At 65.6% G+C, this 21,229-nt stretch carries 19 protein-coding genes; 9 read left to right on the top strand and 10 right to left on the bottom strand.

Translation table 11 applies throughout. The annotated features are described in order from the left end of the window. Positions 1-489: 489 nt before the first annotated feature. The 4 genes from ACQR1F_RS27715 to ltnD form a co-directional block, all read right to left on the bottom strand. Positions 490-2,517 carry a methyl-accepting chemotaxis protein gene (locus tag ACQR1F_RS27715; protein WP_316183447.1) on the bottom strand — a complete coding sequence of 676 codons (2,028 nt, stop codon included), beginning with the start codon at positions 2,515-2,517 and terminating at the stop codon, positions 490-492. 267 nt (positions 2,518-2,784) lie between these two features. Then, positions 2,785-4,062, bottom strand: a complete 1,278-nt coding sequence (gene otnK / locus ACQR1F_RS27710) for a 3-oxo-tetronate kinase (protein WP_434848882.1) — start codon at positions 4,060-4,062, stop codon at positions 2,785-2,787. Further along, positions 4,059-4,841 carry a 2-oxo-tetronate isomerase gene (otnI, locus tag ACQR1F_RS27705; RefSeq protein WP_434914211.1) on the bottom strand — a complete coding sequence of 261 codons (783 nt, stop codon included), beginning with the start codon at positions 4,839-4,841 and terminating at the stop codon, positions 4,059-4,061. The genes otnK and otnI overlap by 4 nt, the downstream gene beginning before the upstream one ends. A 22-nt stretch (positions 4,842-4,863) precedes the next feature. Further along, positions 4,864-5,778, bottom strand: coding sequence for an L-threonate dehydrogenase (gene ltnD, locus ACQR1F_RS27700; RefSeq protein ID WP_434907003.1), 915 nt, complete (start codon positions 5,776-5,778; stop codon positions 4,864-4,866). Between the two features lie 129 nt (positions 5,779-5,907). Here ltnD and otnC point away from each other — a divergent pair, with 129 nt between their 5' ends. From otnC to ACQR1F_RS27670, 6 genes are all read left to right on the top strand, one after another. Then, positions 5,908-6,567 (top strand): 3-oxo-tetronate 4-phosphate decarboxylase, encoded by a 660-nt coding sequence (gene otnC / locus ACQR1F_RS27695; protein ID WP_434847515.1) that lies wholly within the window; start codon positions 5,908-5,910, stop codon positions 6,565-6,567. A gap of 20 nt (positions 6,568-6,587) precedes the next feature. Further along, positions 6,588-6,800, top strand: coding sequence for a hypothetical protein (locus tag ACQR1F_RS27690; RefSeq protein WP_316239520.1), 213 nt, complete (start codon positions 6,588-6,590; stop codon positions 6,798-6,800). 510 nt (positions 6,801-7,310) lie between these two features. Beyond that, positions 7,311-8,348 carry an ABC transporter ATP-binding protein gene (locus ACQR1F_RS27685; RefSeq protein WP_315801387.1) on the top strand — a complete coding sequence of 346 codons (1,038 nt, stop codon included), beginning with the start codon at positions 7,311-7,313 and terminating at the stop codon, positions 8,346-8,348. A 33-nt stretch (positions 8,349-8,381) separates the two neighbouring features. Continuing rightward, positions 8,382-9,671, top strand: a complete 1,290-nt coding sequence (locus tag ACQR1F_RS27680) for an ABC transporter substrate-binding protein (RefSeq protein WP_315801328.1) — start codon at positions 8,382-8,384, stop codon at positions 9,669-9,671. 89 nt (positions 9,672-9,760) lie between these two features. Next, entirely contained in the window at positions 9,761-10,696 is a 936-nt protein-coding gene (locus tag ACQR1F_RS27675) for an ABC transporter permease (protein ID WP_434886517.1), read from the top strand. Between the two features lies 1 nt (position 10,697). Further along, positions 10,698-11,600 carry an ABC transporter permease gene (locus ACQR1F_RS27670; protein ID WP_434914210.1) on the top strand — a complete coding sequence of 301 codons (903 nt, stop codon included), beginning with the start codon at positions 10,698-10,700 and terminating at the stop codon, positions 11,598-11,600. Between the two features lie 429 nt (positions 11,601-12,029). On the opposite strand, the gene ACQR1F_RS27665 is transcribed toward ACQR1F_RS27670, so the two are convergent. The 6 genes from ACQR1F_RS27665 to ACQR1F_RS27640 all read right to left on the bottom strand — a co-directional run bounded on the left by ACQR1F_RS27665 (position 12,030) and on the right by ACQR1F_RS27640 (position 17,684). Continuing rightward, on the bottom strand, positions 12,030-12,734 hold the full coding sequence (locus ACQR1F_RS27665; protein ID WP_316183453.1) for an ABC transporter ATP-binding protein: 705 nt from the start codon (positions 12,732-12,734) through the stop codon (positions 12,030-12,032). Further along, entirely contained in the window at positions 12,718-13,449 is a 732-nt protein-coding gene (locus tag ACQR1F_RS27660) for an ABC transporter ATP-binding protein (protein ID WP_315801332.1), read from the bottom strand. The genes ACQR1F_RS27665 and ACQR1F_RS27660 overlap by 17 nt, the downstream gene beginning before the upstream one ends. Continuing rightward, the gene (locus ACQR1F_RS27655) at positions 13,446-14,453 is read right to left on the bottom strand and encodes a branched-chain amino acid ABC transporter permease (RefSeq protein WP_315801333.1); all 1,008 of its coding nucleotides are present in this window, start codon (positions 14,451-14,453) and stop codon (positions 13,446-13,448) included. Before ACQR1F_RS27655 ends, ACQR1F_RS27660 begins: the two co-directional genes overlap by 4 nt. Continuing rightward, positions 14,453-15,331: a branched-chain amino acid ABC transporter permease gene (locus tag ACQR1F_RS27650; RefSeq protein WP_316183455.1), complete on the bottom strand. Its 879-nt coding sequence runs from the start codon at positions 15,329-15,331 to the stop codon at positions 14,453-14,455. The genes ACQR1F_RS27655 and ACQR1F_RS27650 overlap by 1 nt, the downstream gene beginning before the upstream one ends. Positions 15,332-15,524: 193 nt before the next feature. Further along, positions 15,525-16,769: an ABC transporter substrate-binding protein gene (locus ACQR1F_RS27645; protein ID WP_315801335.1), complete on the bottom strand. Its 1,245-nt coding sequence runs from the start codon at positions 16,767-16,769 to the stop codon at positions 15,525-15,527. 96 nt (positions 16,770-16,865) lie between these two features. Beyond that, entirely contained in the window at positions 16,866-17,684 is an 819-nt protein-coding gene (locus ACQR1F_RS27640; RefSeq protein WP_434914209.1) for a putative hydro-lyase, read from the bottom strand. Between the two features lie 113 nt (positions 17,685-17,797). Between ACQR1F_RS27640 and ACQR1F_RS27635 the strand changes: the two genes are divergently transcribed. From ACQR1F_RS27635 to ACQR1F_RS27625, 3 genes are all read left to right on the top strand, one after another. Continuing rightward, a complete protein-coding gene (locus ACQR1F_RS27635; protein WP_434914208.1) occupies positions 17,798-18,760 on the top strand; it encodes a LysR family transcriptional regulator in 963 nt (320 codons plus the stop codon). Continuing rightward, positions 18,757-20,007 carry a Zn-dependent hydrolase gene (locus ACQR1F_RS27630; protein WP_434914207.1) on the top strand — a complete coding sequence of 417 codons (1,251 nt, stop codon included), beginning with the start codon at positions 18,757-18,759 and terminating at the stop codon, positions 20,005-20,007. Before ACQR1F_RS27635 ends, ACQR1F_RS27630 begins: the two co-directional genes overlap by 4 nt. Positions 20,008-20,225: 218 nt before the next feature. Continuing rightward, positions 20,226-21,137: an NAD(P)-dependent oxidoreductase gene (locus tag ACQR1F_RS27625; RefSeq protein WP_434914206.1), complete on the top strand. Its 912-nt coding sequence runs from the start codon at positions 20,226-20,228 to the stop codon at positions 21,135-21,137. Positions 21,138-21,229: the final 92 nt, after the last annotated feature.

Here is a 21,229-nt window from a genome sequence, read left to right as displayed (position 1 = left end):
CGAGGGGCGTGGGCTCGCCCTCGTATGCACGCAAACGGGCCCGCAGCCCACGCGTGGAAGCTACGGAACCCAAAATTAAGTCTGGTTAAGACGATGTCCGTACGACTACGGAGCAGCGATCGAAAAGCGATCGTTGCCCATCCAGATCGGTAACGCGCTCCGGCTTGGCGGTGCGACGCGTCGTCTCATGTGGTGCGACCGAACGAGGGAGCGCCGTTTGCCCGTGGAGCTCGAAGGTGCGTTGGCCGCGAATGACCAGACACTACACGCCGACTCTTAACGCAAGTTAAAAATGCAGATTGACTACGCAGGTTAGTTTTGCCGGTGTCGATGCAACGCGAATAGAAAAGCCGCAAGCAACGGGCCAGGGAGTGTCTCTGTAGGGTCGGAAAACGTTGGATCAGAAAATGCAAAAGGCCGGAGCGTTCGATGCTCCGGCCTTTCAAGCCCCCTGCGCGACCAGGGATTGGCCGCTTCCGCGGCCCTGCGTTACGCCGCCCGCACCGAGCCGAGGAAGCTCGCGACCTCCTGCTTGAGACGATTGCTGTCGCCGGACAGCGCCTGTGCCGCTGAGAGCACCTGGGCCGAGGCCGACCCGGTCTCAGCCGCGCCGCGCTCGACATCGGCGATGTTGGACGAGACCTGCTGCGTGCCATGCGCCGCCTGCTGGACGTTGCGCGAGATCTCCTGCGTCGCCGCGCCCTGCTCCTCGACGGCGGCTGCGATGGTCGAGGAGATTTCCGACAGCTTCTCGATCGTAGAGGAGATCTCCTTGATGGCGCTGACCGACTCCTGCGTCGCGACCTGGATGCTGGAGATCTGCTGGCCGATCTCGCCGGTGGCCTTCGCGGTCTGTTCCGCCAGCGCCTTGACCTCGGAGGCGACGACCGCAAAGCCGCGGCCGGCATCGCCCGCGCGCGCCGCCTCGATGGTGGCGTTGAGCGCCAGCAGGTTGGTCTGGCCGGCAATGGTGTTGATCAGCTCGACGACGTCGCCGATGCGGGTGGCGGCCTTGGACAGCTCGCTGACGCGCCCGGTCGTGGTGCGGGCCTGGCCGACGGCGTCGTTGGCGATGCGCGCCGATTCCTGCACCTGGCGGCTGATCTCGGTGACCGACGAGGCCATCTGCTCGGTCGCAGACGCCACCGACTGGACGTTGGTCGTGGCTTCCTCCGAGGCAGACGCAACCGCCGTCGTCAAGCCTTGCGAGCGCGTCGCGGCCTGGGTCAGCGTCGTGGCGGACTGCTCGAGCTGGCTCGAGGCCGACGAGACGGTGTTCACGATCTCGCCGACCGCGGCTTCGAACTGCTCGGCCAGCCGCTGCATGTCCGCCTTGCGCTGGCGCGCCGCGACCTCATCCAGCGCGCTCTTTTCCTCGGCCTCGGTGCGCGCCTTCTCCTCGGCATTGCCACGGATCACCGTGACGGTCTTGGCGAGATCGCCGATTTCGTCACCCCGCGATGCGCCGGGAATGGCGATGTCGATGCGGCCGCGCGCCATCTCGCCGAGCGCCGCGTTGAGCCGCGTCAGCGGCCGCGCGATCCCGAGGAACGAGAACACGACCGAACCGATCACCGACAACAGAACCGCCAATCCGACAAACAGCGTGATATAGCTCGCCTGCGCGGCGACCTGGTCTGCCTCGAACCGGGCGCTCGCGTTGCGCGCGCGCGCGTCCTGGATCGCAGAGGACATCAGCTCGCCGGCCTCGCCGAGATAGATGAGCGTGCGGTCGCGCAGCACGGCCTCCTTGATTCCCTCGGTCTTCACCACCTCGTCGTTCGCGGCGACGAAGTCGGAGGCGAGGCCATTGAGCTTGGTGATCGTGGCCTGGATCTCGCGGTTGTCGGCGAGCATGCGAGCGTCGGTCAGCGAGCTCTTCAGCCCCGGCACCGTCTGCTTCACGGTCAGGATGGTTGCGGCGTCGCCAGTCATGCCGAACCGCCACGCCTGCGACCGCATGTAGTTCAACTTGGCATCGGCGGCGTGAAGCTGGCGCTCGACCCGCTCGCGGAAGGCGAGGTTCGGCAGCGACGGCGAAGCGAGCAGCGCCTTCAGGCTGGTGTTCCACTCGTTGGAGACCGCACTGCGCTTCTCGATCTGCGTCAACAACTTCTTCTGCGCCTCGGCGAGATCGACCGCTCCCGCGGCATAGCTCGTCATCAGCTCCTTGATCCGGGTCAACCGGGCGCGATTGTCGGCGGTCGATACGTTGCCGAGCGCGGCGTCGATGTCGGTCACCATCGCGGTCGAGAACTGCTGAATGTCGGCGGCTGCCTTCTCTGCCTCGGCCGGCGCACGCGCCAGCCGCGCCGAACGGCCGCCGAGCTGGGTCTGCTGCATGTTGATGCTGGCCGACAGCACGCTCTCGACCACGCGCCGCGCGCGCTCGGCCTGCTGATTGGCATGGTTGACCGCTCTTTCCGCCATCAACTGGTTAGCGATCATGCCGACGGCGAGAGATGCGCCGATGGCGCCAGCGAGCCCGAGTTTGTAGCCGATCCGATTCAGTTTCATTGCCCTACCCACAGATGGACGCGTCACGCGACGGTCCGTACTGGAGGTATAGCGGTGAGGTCCCTAGAGACCGTTAATTTACGGGAGTTATCGGGCATTACACGCAAAAAACATCTGCTTTTTCTGTGTGCGCCCCGATGCTTACGGCGGCACGACGGCGCTGCCGCGCCGAGCGACGGCTCACAAACTAAGCAGATGATGTAATCGGCACCGAGGCCCTGCGCGTCGTTCCAGAATCCGGCACACGCTCACGCAGCCGATGCGCAGCTAGCGCATCAGCCCGAGCGCATCGGCAAAGAACTGCGGACCGCCGAAATTGCCGGACTTCAGCGCCAGCAGCATGTCGCCCGCCTCGGCGCCGATCGCGCGCAGCACCGGCACGCCGGCCGCGATCTCCGGACCGACCAGGAAGCCGGGAATCCTGAGCCTGTCGACGACGGCGCCGGAGGTCTCGCCACCTGCGACGATCAACCGCCGCACGCCGGCCTGGATCAGCCCCGCGGCCAGATCGGCCATTGCCTGCTCGATCGCGTGCCCCGCCGCCTCGCGGCCGTGCCTGGATTGCAGCGCGCTGACCTGATCCGGCGTCGCACTGGAGGCGATCAGCACGGGTCCCTTGGCGACGCGCTCACGCGCCCAGGCGAGCGCTCGCCGCGCCTCGTCCGGGCCTGCGACCAGGCCCGCCGCATCGAGATGCAGCACCGGCATGATGGTCTCGGCCTGCGCGATCTGCTGCAAGGTCGCCTGCGAGCAACTGCCGGCGAGGCAGGCGGCCAGGCCGCCGACGGGGGCATCGGCGTGATGCGCCAAGCCGTGGGAATGAACCTGCCCGGTCTCGACCAGCGCGCGTGCCAGCCCGAGCCCGATGCCGGACGCGCCGACGGAGACCCGGCTCTTCAAGGCGGCCGCACCGATCGCGGTCAGGTCGGCATCGAAGACGGCGTCGACGATCGCCGCGCCCATGCCCTGCCCGGCCAGCTCCTGCAGCCGGCGGCCGATCGCCTCGGGCCCGTGCACGACGGCGGCGAGATCGACCAGGCCGATTTTCCGCCGGCTCTGGCGCGCCAGCACGCGTACCAGGTTGGCGTCATGCATCGGGTTGAGCGGATGGTCCTTGAGCGGGCTCTCGTTGAGCGGCACGGAGCCGACGAACAGGTTGCCCTGATAGACGGTCCGCTTCGTCTCCGGGAAAGCCGGCGTCACCAGCACGATCGCGTCACCGGCGTCGCCGGCCAGCGCATCCATGACAGGGCCGATGTTGCCGGCGTCGGTGGAGTCGAACGTCGAGCAGATCTTGAACAGCACGTGGTCAGCGCCCCGAGCGCGCAGCCATGTATCGGCCTCGCGTGAGCGGGCCACGGCGAGCGACGCCTCGATCGAGCGGCTCTTCAGCGAGACGACGACGGCATCGACCTCCGGCAGCGTGAGGTCATCAGCCGGCACGCCGATGGTCTGCACCGTGCGCAGGCCGGCGCGGGTCAGGGTATTGGCGAGGTCGGAGGCGCCGGTGTAGTCGTCGGCGATGCAGCCGAGCTTCAGGGTCACGGCTTCACTCCCTTGTAGGGCGCGAACCAGCCGAGCCCGTCCTCGGTGCGGCCGCGCGGATTGTACTCGCAGCCGACGAAGCCGGCATAGCCGAGCCGGTCGAGCTCGGCGAACAGGAACGGATAGTTGAGCTCCTCGCTGTCAGGCTCGTTGCGCGAGGGAATGCTGGCGATCTGGATGTGGCCGATGATGTCCATCATCTCGCGCAGCCGCATCGTGACGTCGCCGTGGATGATCTGGCAGTGATAGATGTCGAACTGCAGCTTGAGATTGGGAATCTTCAGCTCGTGGATGAGATCGCGGGCGAAGCCGAAATCGTTGAGGAAGTAGCCGGGCACGTTGCGCGAATTGATCGGCTCGATCACGACATCGAGCCCGTGGGGCGCGAAGAACTCCGCCGCCCAGGCGACCGACTTGGTGTACGCCTCCACGGCTTTCGCATCATGACGATCGGCGATGCCGGCCATCAGATGCAGCCGCTTCACGCCGGTGGCCTTGGCGTAAGGCAGCGCGGTCTCGAGGCTCGCCTTGAGATCATCGAAACGGTGCGGCAGTGCGGCAAAGCCCTTCTCGCCGGCATCCCAATTGCCGGGCGGCAGGTTGAACAGCGCCTGAGTCAGGCCGTTGTCATCAAGCCGCTTGCCGACCTCCTCGGCCGGATGATCATAGGGAAACAGGAATTCCACCGCGGTGAAGCCGGCCTTGGCGGCCGCCGCAAAGCGATCGAGGAACGGATGCTCGGTGAACATCATCGAGAGATTGGCGGCGAAGCGGGGCATGGTGCGAGAACTCGTCGTGCTGTTACTTGGAGGAGCCCGGCAATTTCGTGCCGGTAACCTGCGCATACATCCGCGCCACAGAGGCGTCGTCGTCGCGGCCCATGCCGGCGGCCGCCGTCATCAGGAACATCTGCAGCGCAGCCGCCGAGACCGGGACCGGGAAGCGGTGGTTGCGCGCCATGTCCTGGATGATGCCGAGATCCTTGACGAAGATCTCGACCGCGCTGCGCGGCGTGTAGTCGCCGTCGAGCACATGCGGCATGCGGTTCTCGAACATCCAGGAATTGCCGGCCGAGGCGGTGATGACCTCATAGACCTTGCGGATATCGAGCCCCTGCTTGGCGGCGAAGGCGATGGCCTCGCTGGCAGCGGCGATGTGCACGCCGGCGAGCAGCTGGTTGATCATCTTGAACGCGGCGCCCTGCCCCGGGGCATCGCCGAGCTCGTAGAGCTTGGCCGCCATCGCATCGAGCGCCGGCCGCGCCTTCGCAAACGCAGCCGCACTGCCCGAGGCCAGGATCGTCAGCTCGCCTTGCGCGGCGCGCTGCGCGCCGCCGGAGATCGGCGCATCGAGGTAGTGCCGACCTGTGGCTTCCAGCTGCTTCGCCAGCCGCCGCGCGACGTCGGGATCCATGGTCGCGGAGGAGACGAACACGGCCTCCTTCGGCATGGTTTCGGCCGCGCCGCCAGGACCAAAAAGAATGGCCTCGGTCTGCGCCGCGTTGACGACGACGCTGACCACGATGTCGGCACCTCGCGCCGCCTCGACGGGAGTTTTCGCACCCTTGCCGCCCTCGGCAACGAAGCGCGCCACGCTATCGGCCGAGACATCGCATCCGGTCACCTCGAAGCCTGCGCGCTTGAGCGAGGTCGCCATGCCATACCCCATCGAGCCGAGCCCGATCACGGCGACTTTCAATTGCGATGGCGACGGCATGTGGCAGATCCCTGAAGCGTTTCCCGGAGACGTCCGGTTGCCCCGGACTGCACTCTGGGTATCACGGCTTGGCCGCGTTGCCAAAGCGTGAGACAAAGCGGCAAAACAGCGACATGCGAGGAAAGACCAGTGGCGGAAACTGCGATTCGCGAGGCCATCTGCCGGTTCGGTCGCTCGCTGTTCGAGCGCGGGCTGACGCCGGGATCGTCCGGCAACATCAGCGTGCGGCTCGATGACGGCGGCTGGCTGGTGACGCCGACCAATGCCTCGCTCGGCTTCCTCGATCCGGCCCGCCTGTCGCGGCTCGATGCGCGCGGCGATCTGGTCTCGGGCGATGCGCCGACCAAGGAGGTGCCGCTGCACACGGCGCTGTACCAGACGCGCGACGCGGCGCGCGCCGTCGTGCACCTGCACTCGACGCATTCGGTCGCGATCTCGATGCTGCCGGAGATCGATCCGCGCGCCGCGCTGCCGCCGCTGACACCTTATTACTTGATGCGCTGCGGCCAGACCGCGCTGGTGCCCTATCATCGTCCCGGCGATCCCGCGGTCGCCGATGCCATCAAGGGTCTCGCCGGCAAATACGCCTCCGTGCTGCTCGCCAATCACGGGCCCGTCGTGTCCGGTGACACGCTGGAAGCCGCCGTGTTCGCGATGGAGGAGCTCGAGGAGACCGCAAAGCTCTATCTGTTGCTGCGCGGGCTCAACCCGCGTCATTTGTCGCCGCAGCAGGTCGACGATCTGGTCAAAGTGTTCGGCCTCACCCTGCCTCACAGCGATCATCACTGACCCACCGGCGGATGATGGGCATGCACTATTTCGCAACAACGCCGGCCGAGATCGATGCCGCCGTCCGGGTGCTCTACGAGGAGGCCCGCTTCTATCGCTGGTTTCCGATCGCAGCCGACTCCTATGACGCGTTCGCCGCCTCTGATCCGATCGCGGCCAGCGAGCTGCGCGGCATCGCCGAGCGCATGCTGGTGGCCGCCGCGCAGGCCAGATCGCGGGCACGGCGGGTCTAGCGTCCCGTCAACCCGGCTTGCATACGGCGGAGCCTGCGCCGCCTTGTCGCTCATCAAGCTGCCTTGCCTCAGGAGGACAACGATGCCTAATATTCGGGCAAAGTGCGGCTGCGGCAGCCATCAGGGATGGATCGGTCGAACAAGGACGGCACCGGCAGCCCATCACTGCCGTGGCGCGAGGATGCGCCCCGCTCGTCCACCATCGATTGCAGCCCCTTCGTATGGCACGCCCCGAGCCACGAAAGGACAGGGCAAAATGCTTCCACATCGGCGTGGGCGCGGCCGTTTGACCGGATCGGCGGCGGATCTGAGCGGGCTGACGCCGGGACCGCGGATTGCCCTTTCGAGCGTTGCATACACATCTCCCCCAACGCGCAATCGTTCCGGGCTGCGCCGCCCCCGCGGCGGCCCTTGGCATATCCGTTGCAGACGTCAGACGGGTCGGATCGCGGCCGCGCGACGGAGCGAGCTGCGATCATGACCGATAAGGGACAGGGCGACGGAGGGCGGATGGCGGCGGGCGCGAGCTTGGAACTGGTGAAGGTGACGAAGATGTACGGTCACGTCACCGCCGTGGACGCAATCGACCTGCGGATTCCCGCCGGCTCCTATTGCTGCCTGCTCGGCCCGTCCGGCTGCGGCAAAACCTCCACCCTGCGCATGATCGCCGGCCATGAATCGGCGACATCGGGCGACATCATCGTCGGCGCCAGGAACGTCACCGAGCTGCCGCCCGCCGGGCGCGGCACGGCGATGATGTTCCAGTCCTACGCGCTGTTTCCGCATCTGTCGGTGATCGACAACGTCGCGTTTGCGCTGAAGATGAAAGGCGTCTCCAAGCCCGAGCGCCACGCCAAGGCACGCGAGCTGCTCGAGCTCGTCGACATGCAGGGCTATGCCGGCCGCCTGCCGGCGCAGCTCTCCGGCGGCCAGCAGCAGCGCGTGGCGCTGGCGCGCGCGCTGATCACCTCGCCGCAAATTCTCCTGCTCGACGAGCCGCTGTCGGCGCTCGACCCCTTCCTGCGCCTGCGCATGCGCGCCGAGCTGAAGCGGCTGCAACGCGAGCTCGGCCTCACCTTCGTCCACGTCACCCACGGCCAGGACGAGGCGATGGCGCTTTCCGATCTCGTGGTGCTGATGAATGGCGGCCGCATCGAGCAGCAGGGCAGCCCGCGCGAGATCTTCAATCACCCGCGCACCGAGTTCGCCGCCCGCTTCATCGGCGGCCACAACGTGATTCCGCTGAACGGCGAGACCTTCGCCGTGCGTGTCGACCGCATCCAGCTCAAGGCGCCGAATGCCGCGGTCGACGGTCCGGCCGTATCGGGCACGATCAGCAAGATCGAATATCAGGGCACCTATGTGCTGGTCGCGGTCGCCACCGACGGTGGCCCCGAGATCTCGGCGCAGCTCAGCGACGATCAGTTCGATGCACAGACCCACGTGATCGGCGAGCGCGTCGTCGTGACCTGGAATCCGGCGCTCGCCGATGCCCTGACTTCCCGCCCCGCCGCAACAGCCACGCCGGCTGCCGAGCTGGTCGCCTGATTTCGTTTGCCTGCTTTTCCCAAGGAGATGATCATGACCGATCGATCGAAGACAACATCCATCAGCCGCCGTTCGCTGCTCAAGGGCGCGGCGGGCGTCGCCGGTCTCGCCGGCTCGGGCACGCTGCTCAGCGCGCCCTACGTCCACGCCGCCGATGCCAAGGTGCTACGCTATCTCGGCACAGCGGTGAACGAGGGCGACGAGATCTCCAAGAAGTGCCTCGCCGACACCGGCATCAAGATCGAATACATCACGGCGACGACGGACGACGTGACCAAGCGCGTCATCACCCAGCCGAACTCGTTCGACGTGCTCGACACCGAATATTTCTCGCTGAAGAAGCTGGTGCCATCGGGCAACATCTTCCCGCTCGATGCACGCAAGATCAAGGAATTCGACAACATCACGCCGGTGTTCACCAAGGGCGAGCTGCCCAACGGCAAGAAGATCGGCGGTCAGGGCACCGCGCCGTGGAAGGTGCTCTATCTCGACGGGCCGAACTCCAAGACCTTCTCGGCCACCCCGACCGAATGGGTCACGCTGATCCCGACCGTGTACAACGCCGACACGCTCGGCATCCGCCCCGACCTGATCAAGCGCCCGATCAACTCCTGGGCCGAGCTGCTCAACCCCGAATTCAAGGGCAAGGCCTCGATCCTCAACATCCCGTCGATCGGCATCATGGACGCCGCCCTCGTCGTCGAGGCGACCGGCCAGTACAAATATGCCGACAAGGGCAACATGACCAAGGCCGAGATCGACCTGACGATGAAGGTGCTGACCGAGGCCAAGAAGGCCGGCCAGTTCCGCGCGTTCTGGAAGGACTTCAACGAGTCCGTCAACCTGATGGCCTCGGGCGAGACCGTGATCCAGTCGATGTGGTCACCCGCTGTGACCAAGGTGCGCTCGATGGGCATCGCCTGCACCTTCCAGCCGCTCAAGGAAGGCTACCGCTCCTGGGCTTCCGGCTTCTGCGTCTCCAAGGCGGTGGCCGGCGGACCGAAGCTCGACTGGGCCTATGAGTTCGTCAACTGGTACCTGTCCGGCTGGGCCGGCGCCTATCTCAACCGCCAGGGCTACTACTCGGCCGTGCTCTCCACCGCCAAGGCCAATATGACCGAGGACGAGTGGGGCTACTGGATGGAAGGCAAGCCTGCGAAGGCCGACATCAAGGCGCCGGATGGCACGCTGATGGAGAAGGCCGGCGCCGTGCGCGACGGCGGCTCCTACGACGACCGCATGGGCGCCGTCGTCTGCTGGAACGCCGTCATGGACGAGAACGACTACATGGTCCGCAAGTGGAACGAGTTCATCGCCGCCTGATGTGACGATCCCGACCTGCCGCGCCGTGCTTTGCGGCGCGGCAGGTCGTCTTGCCTTTTTCTCCGCACACAGCACGACAGGTTGCATCCGTGGCCGTGACGATCGACAATTCGCCCGATAGCCTTGCGCCCGCGGAGAGCACCTTCCGCAAGATCACCATGCGCTCGATCGCCTGGCTGCAGGCCGGTCCGATGATGCTGGTGTTCGCGCTGTTCTTCCTGCTGCCGCTCGTGCTCGTCGTCGTCGTCAGTGCGTGGGACTACAACGAATATGAGATGATCCCGGCGTTCAGCTTCCGCGGCTACACCGACACCTTCGAGGGCTGCGTCGCAAACCTGCCCGAGCTGTGCACGATCCTGAAGACATATCTGAAGACGCTGAAGCTGTGCCTGCTCACCTGGGGCCTGACCTTGATGATCGGCTTCTGGGTCGCCTATTTCCTTGCCTTCCACGTCCGCAGCAAGACCTGGCAGATCGTGCTGTCGCTGTTGTGCACGATCCCGTTCTGGACTTCCAACGTGATCCGGATGATCGCCTGGATTCCCCTGCTTGGCCGCAACGGCCTCGTCAACCAGGGGCTGATCGGCGCCGGCGTGGTCAACAAGCCGGTCGAATGGCTGCTGTTCTCGGAATTCTCGGTGGTGCTGGCGCTGGTCCACCTGTTCACCTTCTTCATGGTGGTGCCGATCTTCAATTCGATGATCCGCATCGACAAGCGCCTGATCGAGGCCGCCTATGACGCCGGGGCGTCGGGCTGGCAGACGCTGGTCAACATCATCATTCCCTTGGCGAAGCCGGGCATCGTCATCGGCTCGATCTTCGTCATCACCATCGTGATGGGCGACTTCGTCACCATCGGCGTGATGGGAGGCCAGCAGATCGCCTCCGCCGGCAAGATCATCGAGTCCCGGCTGTCGGCGCTGCAATTCCCGGCCGCCGCGGCCAACGCCGTGATCCTGCTCGGCATCACCATCATCATCATCTCCGCGCTGACGCGGATCGTCGACGTGCGCAAGGAGCTCTGAGATGGGAGACAAGCGCCCCCGCTCCTTCTACATCCTCGCCCTGTTCTTTGCCGCCTATGTCCTATTTCTTTACGGACCGATGATCGCGATCTACATCCTGTCGTTCCAGGGACCGGACGGCGGCCTGACGTTTCCGATGAACGGCGTCTCGCTGACCTGGTTCGCCAAGGTGTTTTCCGGCGGCGGCATCGTCGACATCGGCGCCGCGTTCAGGCGCTCGCTGGCGCTCGGCCTCGTTGTGATGGTGATCACCGTGGTGCTGTCGGTCGCCGCCGGCATGGCGTTCCGCAAGCCCTTCCGCGGCGCCTCGATCCTGTTCTACACCGCGATCGCCAGCCTGATCATGCCGTCGATCATCACCTCGCTCGGCATCGCGCTGGAGTTCCGGCTGATCGACGACTTCGTCAACAAGCACGGCGCCGACCTTGGCCTGGGCTGGCTCGCCGATGGCTACACCACCGCCATGGGCCTGTTCACCTCGGGCTTAGGTGCGCATCTCACCTGGACCCTGCCGTTCGGCCTGCTGATCATGTTCGCGATCTTCAACCGCTTCGACGGCCGTCTGGAGGAAGCCGCCCGCGACCTCGGCGCCACGCCCTGGCAGACCTTCCGCCACGTCGTGCTGCCGATCATTCTGCCCTCCGTGGTCGGCATCGGCCTGTTCGGCTTCACTTTGTCCTGGGACGAACTGGCACGGTCGAGCCAGGCGATCGGCTCGGTGAACACGCTGCCGCTGGAGTTGCAGGGCCTGACGACGACCGTCACCAAGCCCGACATCTACGCGCTGGGCACGCTGACGTCGGCGGTGTCGTTCGTGGTGATCTTCGCGGCATTGTCGGTGATTCTGGTGCTGCAGGCGCGGCAGCGCCGGCAGGGCTCGGATGCCGGCAAGGGGATGGTGTAGGAGTTCAGCGCCGAAAAGCAGTCACGATCGAACTCATCGTGGCAAAGCTTGACAACAAGCAGCGAGCGCGGTGCCTGTGAATGCGCCCTCGCCCCTTGTAGGAGAGGGCATATAGGACAGCGCAGCAAGCTCGGTTGGGTGAGGGGTTTTTCTCTATGAGCGACACTCGCGGAGAGATACCCCTCACCCAACCGCGTACGTGGATGGGCCGTACATGCCCTCTCCCACAAGAGGCGAGGGCGCTGTATCTCGCAGCGCCGTCGTCTCGCGACTTTGCTCGGTGCGTAGGGTGGGCAAAGGCGCGCCAAAGTCTCCGATGATTTACGACGCCATCTCCCGCGCCGTGCCCACCGTCTTTCCTCATCGGCACCGCTGGTGGGCACGCGCCGCCTGACGGCGGCGCTTTGCCCACCCTACGAGGTCATTGCCTCAAAGCCCCAGATACGCCTTCCGCACATCCTTGTTGCCGCTGATCTCCGCTGATGTCCCCTGCATCAGCACGCGACCCGTCTGCAGGATGTAGGCCCGATCTGCGATCTCCAGGCATTCCGCCATGCGCTGCTCGACGATGAGCACCGTCATGCCGGCGTCGCGGATGCGCTTGACGGCCTGGAAGATCTCGTCGACCAGCTTCGGCATGATGCCCTGCGACGGCTCGTCGAGCATCAGGAGCCGCGGCCGGGTCATCAGCGCGCGGCCGATCGCCAGCATCTGCTGCTCGCCGCCGGACAGGGTCTCCGCACGCTGCTCGAGCCGCTCGGACAGGCGCGGGAACAGCGTGAACACGAACTCCAGCGGCTGCTCGCGATTGGCCTCGCTGCGATAGAGATAGCTGCCAAGCCGCAGATTGTCGCGCACCGAGAGCCGCGGGAACAACCGGCGGTTCTCCGGCACATAGGCAATCCCTTTGGCCGTGATCAGGTGCTGCGCCATGCCGTCGATGCGGCTGCCATCGAAGGTGACGCTGCCCGCGCGCGGCCGCTCGGCGCCGGCGATGGACTTCAGCAGCGTCGACTTGCCCGCGCCATTGGCGCCGGCGACGCAGACGATCTCGCCCTTCTCGACGTCGATCGAAACGTTCGAGATCGCAACCAGCCCCTGATAGGCGGTGGTGACGTCACGCACCGACAGCATGGCGGTCTCCAAGATAGGCGGAAATGACTTTGGGGTCGCGGACGACGTCCTTGGGGCTGCCTTCGATCAGCACCTTGCCGAGATCGAGCACGATGGCGCGGTCGACCAGCGGCATCACGATCTCCATGACGTGCTCGACCATCAGCACCGTGATGCCGGTGTCGCGCACGCGGCGCACGAGCTCGACGCCCTTTTGCGACTCGACCGGGGTCAGGCCGGTCAGCACCTCGTCGAGCAGCAGCAGCTTCGGCTCGGTCGCGAGCGCGCGCGCCACTTCGAGCCGCCGCTTCTCCGACGGCACGAGGTCGCTCGCGAGCACGTCGGCCCGCGCATCGAGCCCGCAGAAGGCCAGCACCTCATGTGCCTTCCGCCGCGCCTCGCGGATATTGGTGGTGCGAACGAGCGCGCCGACGATGACGTTCTCGATCACCGTCATGCTCTCGAAGCTTTTCACCACCTGGAAGGTGCGGCCGATGCCGCGCTGGCAGCGCTCTGCCGCGGGCAGCGCCGTGACGTCCTCGCCGTCGAAGATGATCTGGCCTTCGGTCGGCTTGAATGCACCGGCGATCAGGTTGAACAAGGTCGACTTGCCGGCGCCGTTCGGCCCGATCAGGCCGACGATCTCGCCGCGCCCGACCGAGATCGAGACTTCCGAATTGGCGGTCAGTCCCGAGAAGCGCTGGGTGATGTTGCGCGTTTCCAACAGCGCGGTCATGACGCCACCGCCTCTCTGACCGGCTGGGCACCCCGCTTCGGCTTGCGGGAGAACAGGCTGACGAGTCCTTGCGGCCGGGCGAGCGAGATCGCGATGATCAGGCCGCCATAGACGATCAGGTCGACGCCGCGGCCGGAGCCGCCGATATAGGAGCGCGTCAGCTCGGTCAGCGGGATCAGGATGACGGCGCCGAGCATCGGGCCCCAGAGGGTACCGATGCCGCCGAGCACGGCGGGCAGCGCCATCAGCAGCGAGAACTGGAAGCCCATCACGCTCTCGGGATCGATGTAGGTGACGTACATCGCATAGAAGCCGCCGCCGACGGCGACGAGAAACGCCGACACGGCCGCCGCGCCCATCTTGGAATTGAACACGACAACGCCCAAGCTCTCGGCCGCGACCGGATTGTCCTTCACGGCCCGCCACCAATAGCCCCACTTTGAGTCCTCCAGCCACCAGGTCACGAACCAGGCGACGCAGGCCAGAGCGAGCGCGAAGTAGAAGTAAGGCAGCTTGTCCTTGGCGAATTGAAGGGTCAGCCAGCTATCCTGCTTCGACAGCGGGATCGTGATGCCGAGCGCTGCTCCCGCCCATTCCCAGTTCTGGAACAGCACGAGCGCAATCTCCGCGATCACGATGGTGGCAATGACGAAATAGTGTCCGCCCAGTCGGAAGCAGGGATAGCCGAGCGCCATCGCGATGACCGCCGACAGCAGCCCGCCGGCGAACATGCCGAACCAGGGCAGCATCCCGAACTTGGTGTACAGAAGCGCGGTGACGTAGGCGCCGAGCCCGAAATACAGCGCGTGCCCAAGCGAGATCTGGCCGCAATACCCGGACAGGATGTTCCAGCTCTGCGACAGCGCTGCATACATCAGGGTCATGATCATCATGTTCTGGATGTACACATCGGTGACGTAGCGCGGCACCTGGGTCGCGAGCAGTGCCAGGCATGCGGCGACGATCAGGTCGCGCCGCCGGCGTTGAATGAATACCTTGTCCATCAGATGGATCCGAACAGGCCGCGCGGGCGAATGAAGACGACGAGGAGATAGACACCGTAGATGCCGACCGTCTTCAGCGACGGCGGCATGATCAAGGTGGTGGTGGCCTCGACGAGACCGACCACGATGCCGCCGGCGAACGCGCCGAACACGCTGCCGAAGCCGCCGAGTGCCACCGTGACATAGGCGATGGTCGCAAACGACGCGCCGACGTCGGGGAACACATAGAAGAAGATCGACATGACCGCACCGGCGAGTCCGACCAGCGCCGCACCAAGACCCCAACCGAGCGCGAACACCTTGTTCTTGTCGATGCCGACCAGCGCCACCGCACCGGCATCCTCACGCGTCGCCTCAAGCGCGCGGCCGAAATCGGTGCGGTGGATGAAGAAATACAGGCCGGCGAAGGCCGCGATCGCAATGAGAGCACCGACCAGCTGCGGCTGCGGAAGGTAGATGCCGGCGATCGAGATCGTCTTGCCGCCCAGCCATGAGTGCGGAATGCTGCGATAGTCCGGGGTGAAGAAATACTGCGCGACGCCGCGCATCAGGACGGCGAGACCGAAGGTGGAGAAGATCTGCACCATGCCGGTGTTGGCCTTGGCCCTGACCGCAAATCTGACGATCAGCAGATAGACCACCGCCCCGAACACGAACAGGGCGGCTGCGACCAGCGGCGCCGCCAGCAGCGGATCGAGCGCGAAATAGGCGAACAGGAAGAAGCTCGCATACATCGCGATCATCAGGAACTCGCCATGGGCGAAATTCACGACGTCCATCAGGCCGAAGATGAGCGCCAGTCCCACGGCGATCAGGCCATAGAGCAGGCCCATCAACAGGCCGCTGGCGAGACTTTGGATGATTGTTTCTGCTGTCACAGATCTTGCCCCACTCTCGATGTGACTCGGGGTGTCGTCCTGGCGAACGCCAGGACCCATAACCACCACTGTTTGTGTGGGGCACGACGACAGCCGATCATCGTCCAACCACGGCCTCGGCGTATGGGTCCCAGGTCGGCGCCGCCACGCGCTGGCGCGCATCGCGGCTTGCCCGGGACGACATCCGAGTTGATTACTTCATCGGCCAGCTGGCTTCGGCGACCGCGGCCTGTGTCGGGAAGATCGTGACGAACTTGCCGCCGACATATTGCAGCAGCACCGGATCGGCGTCGTTGTTCTGGCCGTTCTCGTCGAACTTCACCCGCTTCCACGGCATGATGGTCGCCTCGCCCGGCATGTCGGTGGCGGCGAGCGCGTCGCGGATCTTCTCGCCGTCGGTCGACTTGGCGCGGTTGATGGCATCCGCCATCACGATCAGGCCCATGAACTGGCGCGACGAGTAGTCGTTGAAGTCCTTGCCCGACTTCGCCTTGAACATGTCGTTGATCTTGCCGACCATCGGCCGCTTGGCGGCGAGATCGAGCGAGAACGAGCCGCGCGAGATCACGCCTTCGAGCTTGTCGCCGACGGCGTCATACAGCGCCTTTTCCGAGAAGCCGGCGTCCTGCGCGACGATCGCATTCGGCTTGTAGCCGAGCTCGGCCATGGTCTTGACCAGCAGGATGCCGTCGGTGGTGTAGCTCGACGGCATCAGCACGTCGGCGTTGGCGGCCTTCAGCTGCTGCACCTCGGCCGACAGCGACGGCGAGTTGGCGCGGTACTTGATGTCCGCGACGACCTTGTAGCCGCGCTCCTGGGCGAGCTTGAGCTGGGCGTTGCTTGAATCGGTGCCGAAGATGGTGTCCTCGTGGAACAGCGCGAGCGTGTCGATCTTGGTGCCCTTCTTCTTCATCATGTCGAAGAAATCGAACATCGCCTGCGAGAACATCTCGTCATGCGGCGCGGCGCGGAAATAATACTTCAGGCCGCGGCGATGCAGGCTCGGCGAGGAGTTGTCGGCGGAGAGATACGGGATCTGGTAGCGCTCGCAGATCTGGCTCGCGGTCACCGCGACGGCGCTCTGATACGAGCCGATGACGGCGGCGACCTTCTCCTGGGTGATCAGGCGCTCGGCCTCGGCGCGGCCCTTCTGCGGGTCGGCCTGGTGGTCGGCGAACACCAGCTTGATCTTGGCGCCACCGAGGCCCGGCAGCCCTTCGGTGCGCGCGAGCGGCAGGTCGTAATCATACTTGCCGTTGATGATCTCGGCCGCCGTCTCGAACGCGCGCTGCGCGTCGACGCCGATCTGCGCGCTGGCGCCCGAGAACGGATAGATGACGCCGATCTTCACTTCCGAGGTCTGGGCGCGGGCGGCGATCGGGCCGAGCGCGGCGGCAGCGGTGGCTCCAAGCAGGACGTTTCGGCGCGTGATGGTCATGGCAAGATCCTCTGATGAAAGCGCATCGATGAAGCGGTTGAGATCGGTGGTAAAGGCTCAATAAGCAGCAAGACTGCCTGATTAAAGGCTGCCTGATTAGAGGACGGCGAGATCCTTGTTCCTGAGATCGGTGATCAGCATCAGCCCCGGCGCGTGGGTGATGGCGAAGGGCAGCTTGGCCGCGGCGATGACCGCCTGCGGCGTCACCCCGCAGGCCCAGAAAACGGGAATTTCGTCTGAGCCGACCGGCACCGGATCGCCGTAGTCCGGCTTGTTGATGTCGGCGATGCCGATCTGTTCGGGAAGACCGAGATGCACCGGCGCGCCGTGCACGGCCGGAAAGCGCGTCGTGATCTGCACGGCGCGGATCGCCTGCGCCGGCTTGAACGGACGCATCGACACCACCATCGGGCCGGCGAACGGGCCGGACGGCGTGCAGGCGATGTTGGTGCGATACATCGGCACGCGGCAGCCCTGCTCGATGTGGCGGATCGGCAGGCCGTCGGCCATCAGCGCCTCCTCGAAGGAGAACGAGCAGCCGAGCACGAAGGTGACGAGGTCGTCGCGCCAATGCGACATCAGGTCGGTCGGCTCCTCCACCATCTCGCCGTCGCGCCAGACGCGGTAGCGCGGCACGTCGGTGCGGATGTCGAGATCGGCGCCGAGTGCCGGAATATGAGGATTGCCCGGATCGGACATGCCGATGATCGGGCACGGCTTCGGATTGAGCTGGCAGAACCGGTGGAAGGCGCCGGCGTACTGCTCGGGCAGGATCGCCAGATTGCCCTGCACGAAGCCATTGGCGACGCCGGCGGTGCTCCAGCCCTTGCCGGTGCGATAGTCCAGGCGGGCCTGATGGCTCGGGAGAAGGTCTGTCTCGCTCGCTGATTGCTGCAATGCCGCAGAAACAGTCATTTGTGCCACTTGCCTAATATCTCGACAAACTCACTGAACATCAGCCATTCTATAAAGTCTAATCTTCGTTTTTAATCAGGATCGATAAAACAAATTGATCCGAGCGGGGCGCGATGTTGGATTTCCGTTCCATCGAGACCTTTCTCTGGGTGGTGAAGCTCGGCAGCTTCCGCGGCGCGGCGCAGCGCCTGAACACCACCCAGCCGGCCATCTCCCAGCGCATCGCCCAGCTCGAGCGCGAGCTCGGCGTCAAGCTGCTCAACCGCGACCATCGCGTGGCCTCGCCGACCGCGGTCGGCCGGCAGATGCTGGTCTATGCCGAGAAGCTGATCGGCCTGCGCGCGGAGATGCTGGCGGAGGTCGGCGACCGCTCGGCGATGCGCGGCGTGCTGCGGCTCGGCGTCGCCGAGACCATCGTGCATGACTGGTTGCCGCGGCTGATCAAGAGCGTCAACGAGAGCTATCCGAACCTGTCGCTGGAGATCGAGGTCGACGTCACGCCGCATCTGCACGCGCGGCTTTTGGCACAGGAGATCGAGCTCGCCTTCGCACTGGGCGCGCCGTCCGAGTCCGGCATCCGCAGCCGCGTGCTGTGCGATTATCCGATCAGCTTCCTCGCCAGCCCTGCCCTCGGCTTCGGCACGGGCGTGGTCACCGCCGAGCAGATGGCGCGCTTCCCGATCATCACCTTTCCGCGCAACACCCAGCCCTATGACAATGTGCGCTCGCTGTTCAACCGCCCGCATCTGCCGCCGATGCGGCTGCACGCCAGCGCCTCGCTGGCAACCGTGATCCACATGGCGGTCGAGGGCCTCGGCGTCGCCGTCATTCCCGCGGCGATCGTCGCGCATGAGATCGAGCGCGGCCGGCTGCAGGAGCTGAAGACGGACTTGCGGATTCCGCCGCTGACCTTCACCGCGAGCTGGCTGTCATCTCCCGAGATGGTCGCGATCGAGCGCGTCGCAGAGCTCGCAGCCCGGACGGCGCAGACGGCCAGCCATCCCTCCGCATCGGTTGACGCGCTCGCCGCGGCGCGCGATGGACAGGATGCCGGAGTACAGGGATGTCAAGCATGAGCCGCGCCGTCACCAATCTGCAGATCGATTCCGCCCGCCTCTGGGACAGCATCCACGAGACCGCCAAGTTCGGCGGCACGCCGAAGGGCGGCGTGCGCCGGCTGACCCTGAGCCAGGAGGACAAGCAGGTCCGCGACTGGTTCCGGAAGGCGTGCGAGGACGCCGGGCTCGAGGTGCATGTCGACGCGCTCGGCTCGATGTTTGGCGTGCGCAAGGGTCGCGACATGTCCAAGGCGCCGGTCGGGCTCGGCTCGCATCTCGACACCCAGCCGACCGGCGGCAAGTTCGACGGCATTCTGGGCACGCTCGGCGCGCTCGAAGTGATCCGCACGCTCAACGATGCCGGCATCGAGACCGACGCGCCGCTGTGCATCGTCAACTGGACCAATGAAGAAGGCTCGCGCTTCGCGCCGGCGATGATGGCCTCCGCCGCCTATGTCGGCGACTTCACGGTGGACGACATTTTGTCGCGCAAGGATGCCGAGGGCACAACCGTAGGCCAGGCGCTGGACAGCATCGGCTATCGCGGCGCGGCCAAGGTCGGCACGCAGAAATTCTCCGGCTTCGTCGAGCTGCATATCGAGCAGGGCCCGATCCTGGAGGCCGAGAACAAGACCATCGGCGTGGTCGATCACGGCCAGGGCGTGTTCTGGTACGACGGCAAGGTCACGGGCTTCGAGAGCCATGCCGGCTCGACACCGATGCCGCTGCGCCGCGACGCACTGCTGGCGCTGTCGGAGTTCGCGCTGACCCTGGAGCAGATCGCGATCAGGCTCGGGCCGAACGCGGTCGCCACCATCGGCGAGGCGGTCATCGCCAATCCCTCGCGCAACGTCATTCCCGGCGAGATCGCCTTCACCATCGATTGCCGCAGCGCCAATGCCGACACCTTGGAGGCACTCGATGCCAGCCTGCGCGCGGCTGCGGGCGAGATTTCGAAGAAGCGCAAGGTCGAGATCGCAATCGACCAGGTCTGGCGCAAGCCGCCGACCCATTTTGATCCGAAGCTGGTCGATGCCGTCGAGCGCGCCGCCGGCACGCTCGGCTATGCGCACCGCCGCATCACCTCCGGCGCCGGCCACGATGCCTGCAACCTCAACACCATCATGCCCGCCGCCATGGTGTTCGTCCCCTGCAAGGACGGCATCAGCCACAACGAGCTCGAGGACGCCACCCAATCCGACTGCGCCGCTGGCGCGAATGTGCTGCTGCACACGGTGCTGTCGCTGGCCGGCGTGGCGTCGTGACGGGCTGACGCTCGCGGGCTTGTCTAGGGCCTCATCCTTCGAGACGCCGCTGCGCGGCTCCTCAGGATGAGGGGAGAGTCTTCGATGTCGCTGCTTCCCCTCATGGTGAGGAGCGCCGAAGGCGCGTCTCGAACCATGAGGCCCGAGATGCTTCAAGTTGAACCACATTGAGTTGCCCTGCCCCATCTTGTCTCATCGGGGCTCGTCAGGAGGTATCCGTGCGCGGAGTTTTCATCGACGCCAACGACTCGCTTGCCGAGATCTTCGAGCGGCAGCGCAAATCCGGCGATCCCGAGATGCGCGTGCATCTCGACCCCGACATCAAGCCGGAGGACTGGCCGGCGATCCTCGACGGCGCCGAGATCGGCGTGGTCGATCACACCGCGCTCCCGACCGACGTCGCGAGGCAATGCAAGGGGCTCAAGCACGTCGTCTTCCTGGGCACCGGCGCACGCAGCTACATGAACCCGGAGGAGCTCGCCGAGCTCGGCATCACCGTGCATCTGATCAAGGGCTACGGCGACACCGCGGTTGCCGAAGCCGCCATCGCGCTGATGTGGGCCTCTGCCCGCGGCATCGCACAGATGGACCGCGAGATGCGCGCCGGCAACTGGCTGCGTGACGACGGCATGCAGCTCACCGGCAAGACGCTCGGCCTGATCGGCTTCGGCGGCATCGCCGCGGAAGTCGCGCGCATCGCTTCGGGCAGCGGCATGAAGGTGATCGCCTGGAACCGCTCGCCGAAGAGCCATCCCGGTGTGGAGTTCGTCGAACTCGAGACGCTGCTCCAGAACAGCCACGTCGTCTCGCTGCATCTTCTGCTCAACGACGAGACCCGCGGCTTCCTGTCGCGCGAGCGCATCGCGCAGATGCGCAAGGGCGTGATCTTCGTGAACACCGCCCGCGCCGCCATCGTCGACGAGCCCGCGATGATCGACGCGCTCCGCTCCGGCCAGATCCGCCACGCCGGCCTGGACGTCTTCACCACCGAGCCGCTGCCGGCCGGCCACGTGCTGACCACGATCCCCAACGTGACACTGTCGGCACACTCGGCGTTCCGAACGCCCGAGGCGAGCGAGAACCTGATCCACGCCGCGTGGGAGCACTGCCGCCGCGTGGCGAACGAGTAGTCCGCGCCCTCTCCTCCGTCATTGCGAGCGAAGTGTTTAGCCCGGAGACATAGCTTACACCTGTTCGGGGACATGGTTGACACTTTTGGGGT

Origin of the sequence: Bradyrhizobium sp. HKCCYLS3013, assembly GCF_051167615.1 — a bacterium.
Taxonomy (GTDB): Bacteria; Pseudomonadota; Alphaproteobacteria; order Rhizobiales; family Xanthobacteraceae; genus Bradyrhizobium.
This window is presented reverse-complemented; position numbering and strand designations above follow the sequence as displayed.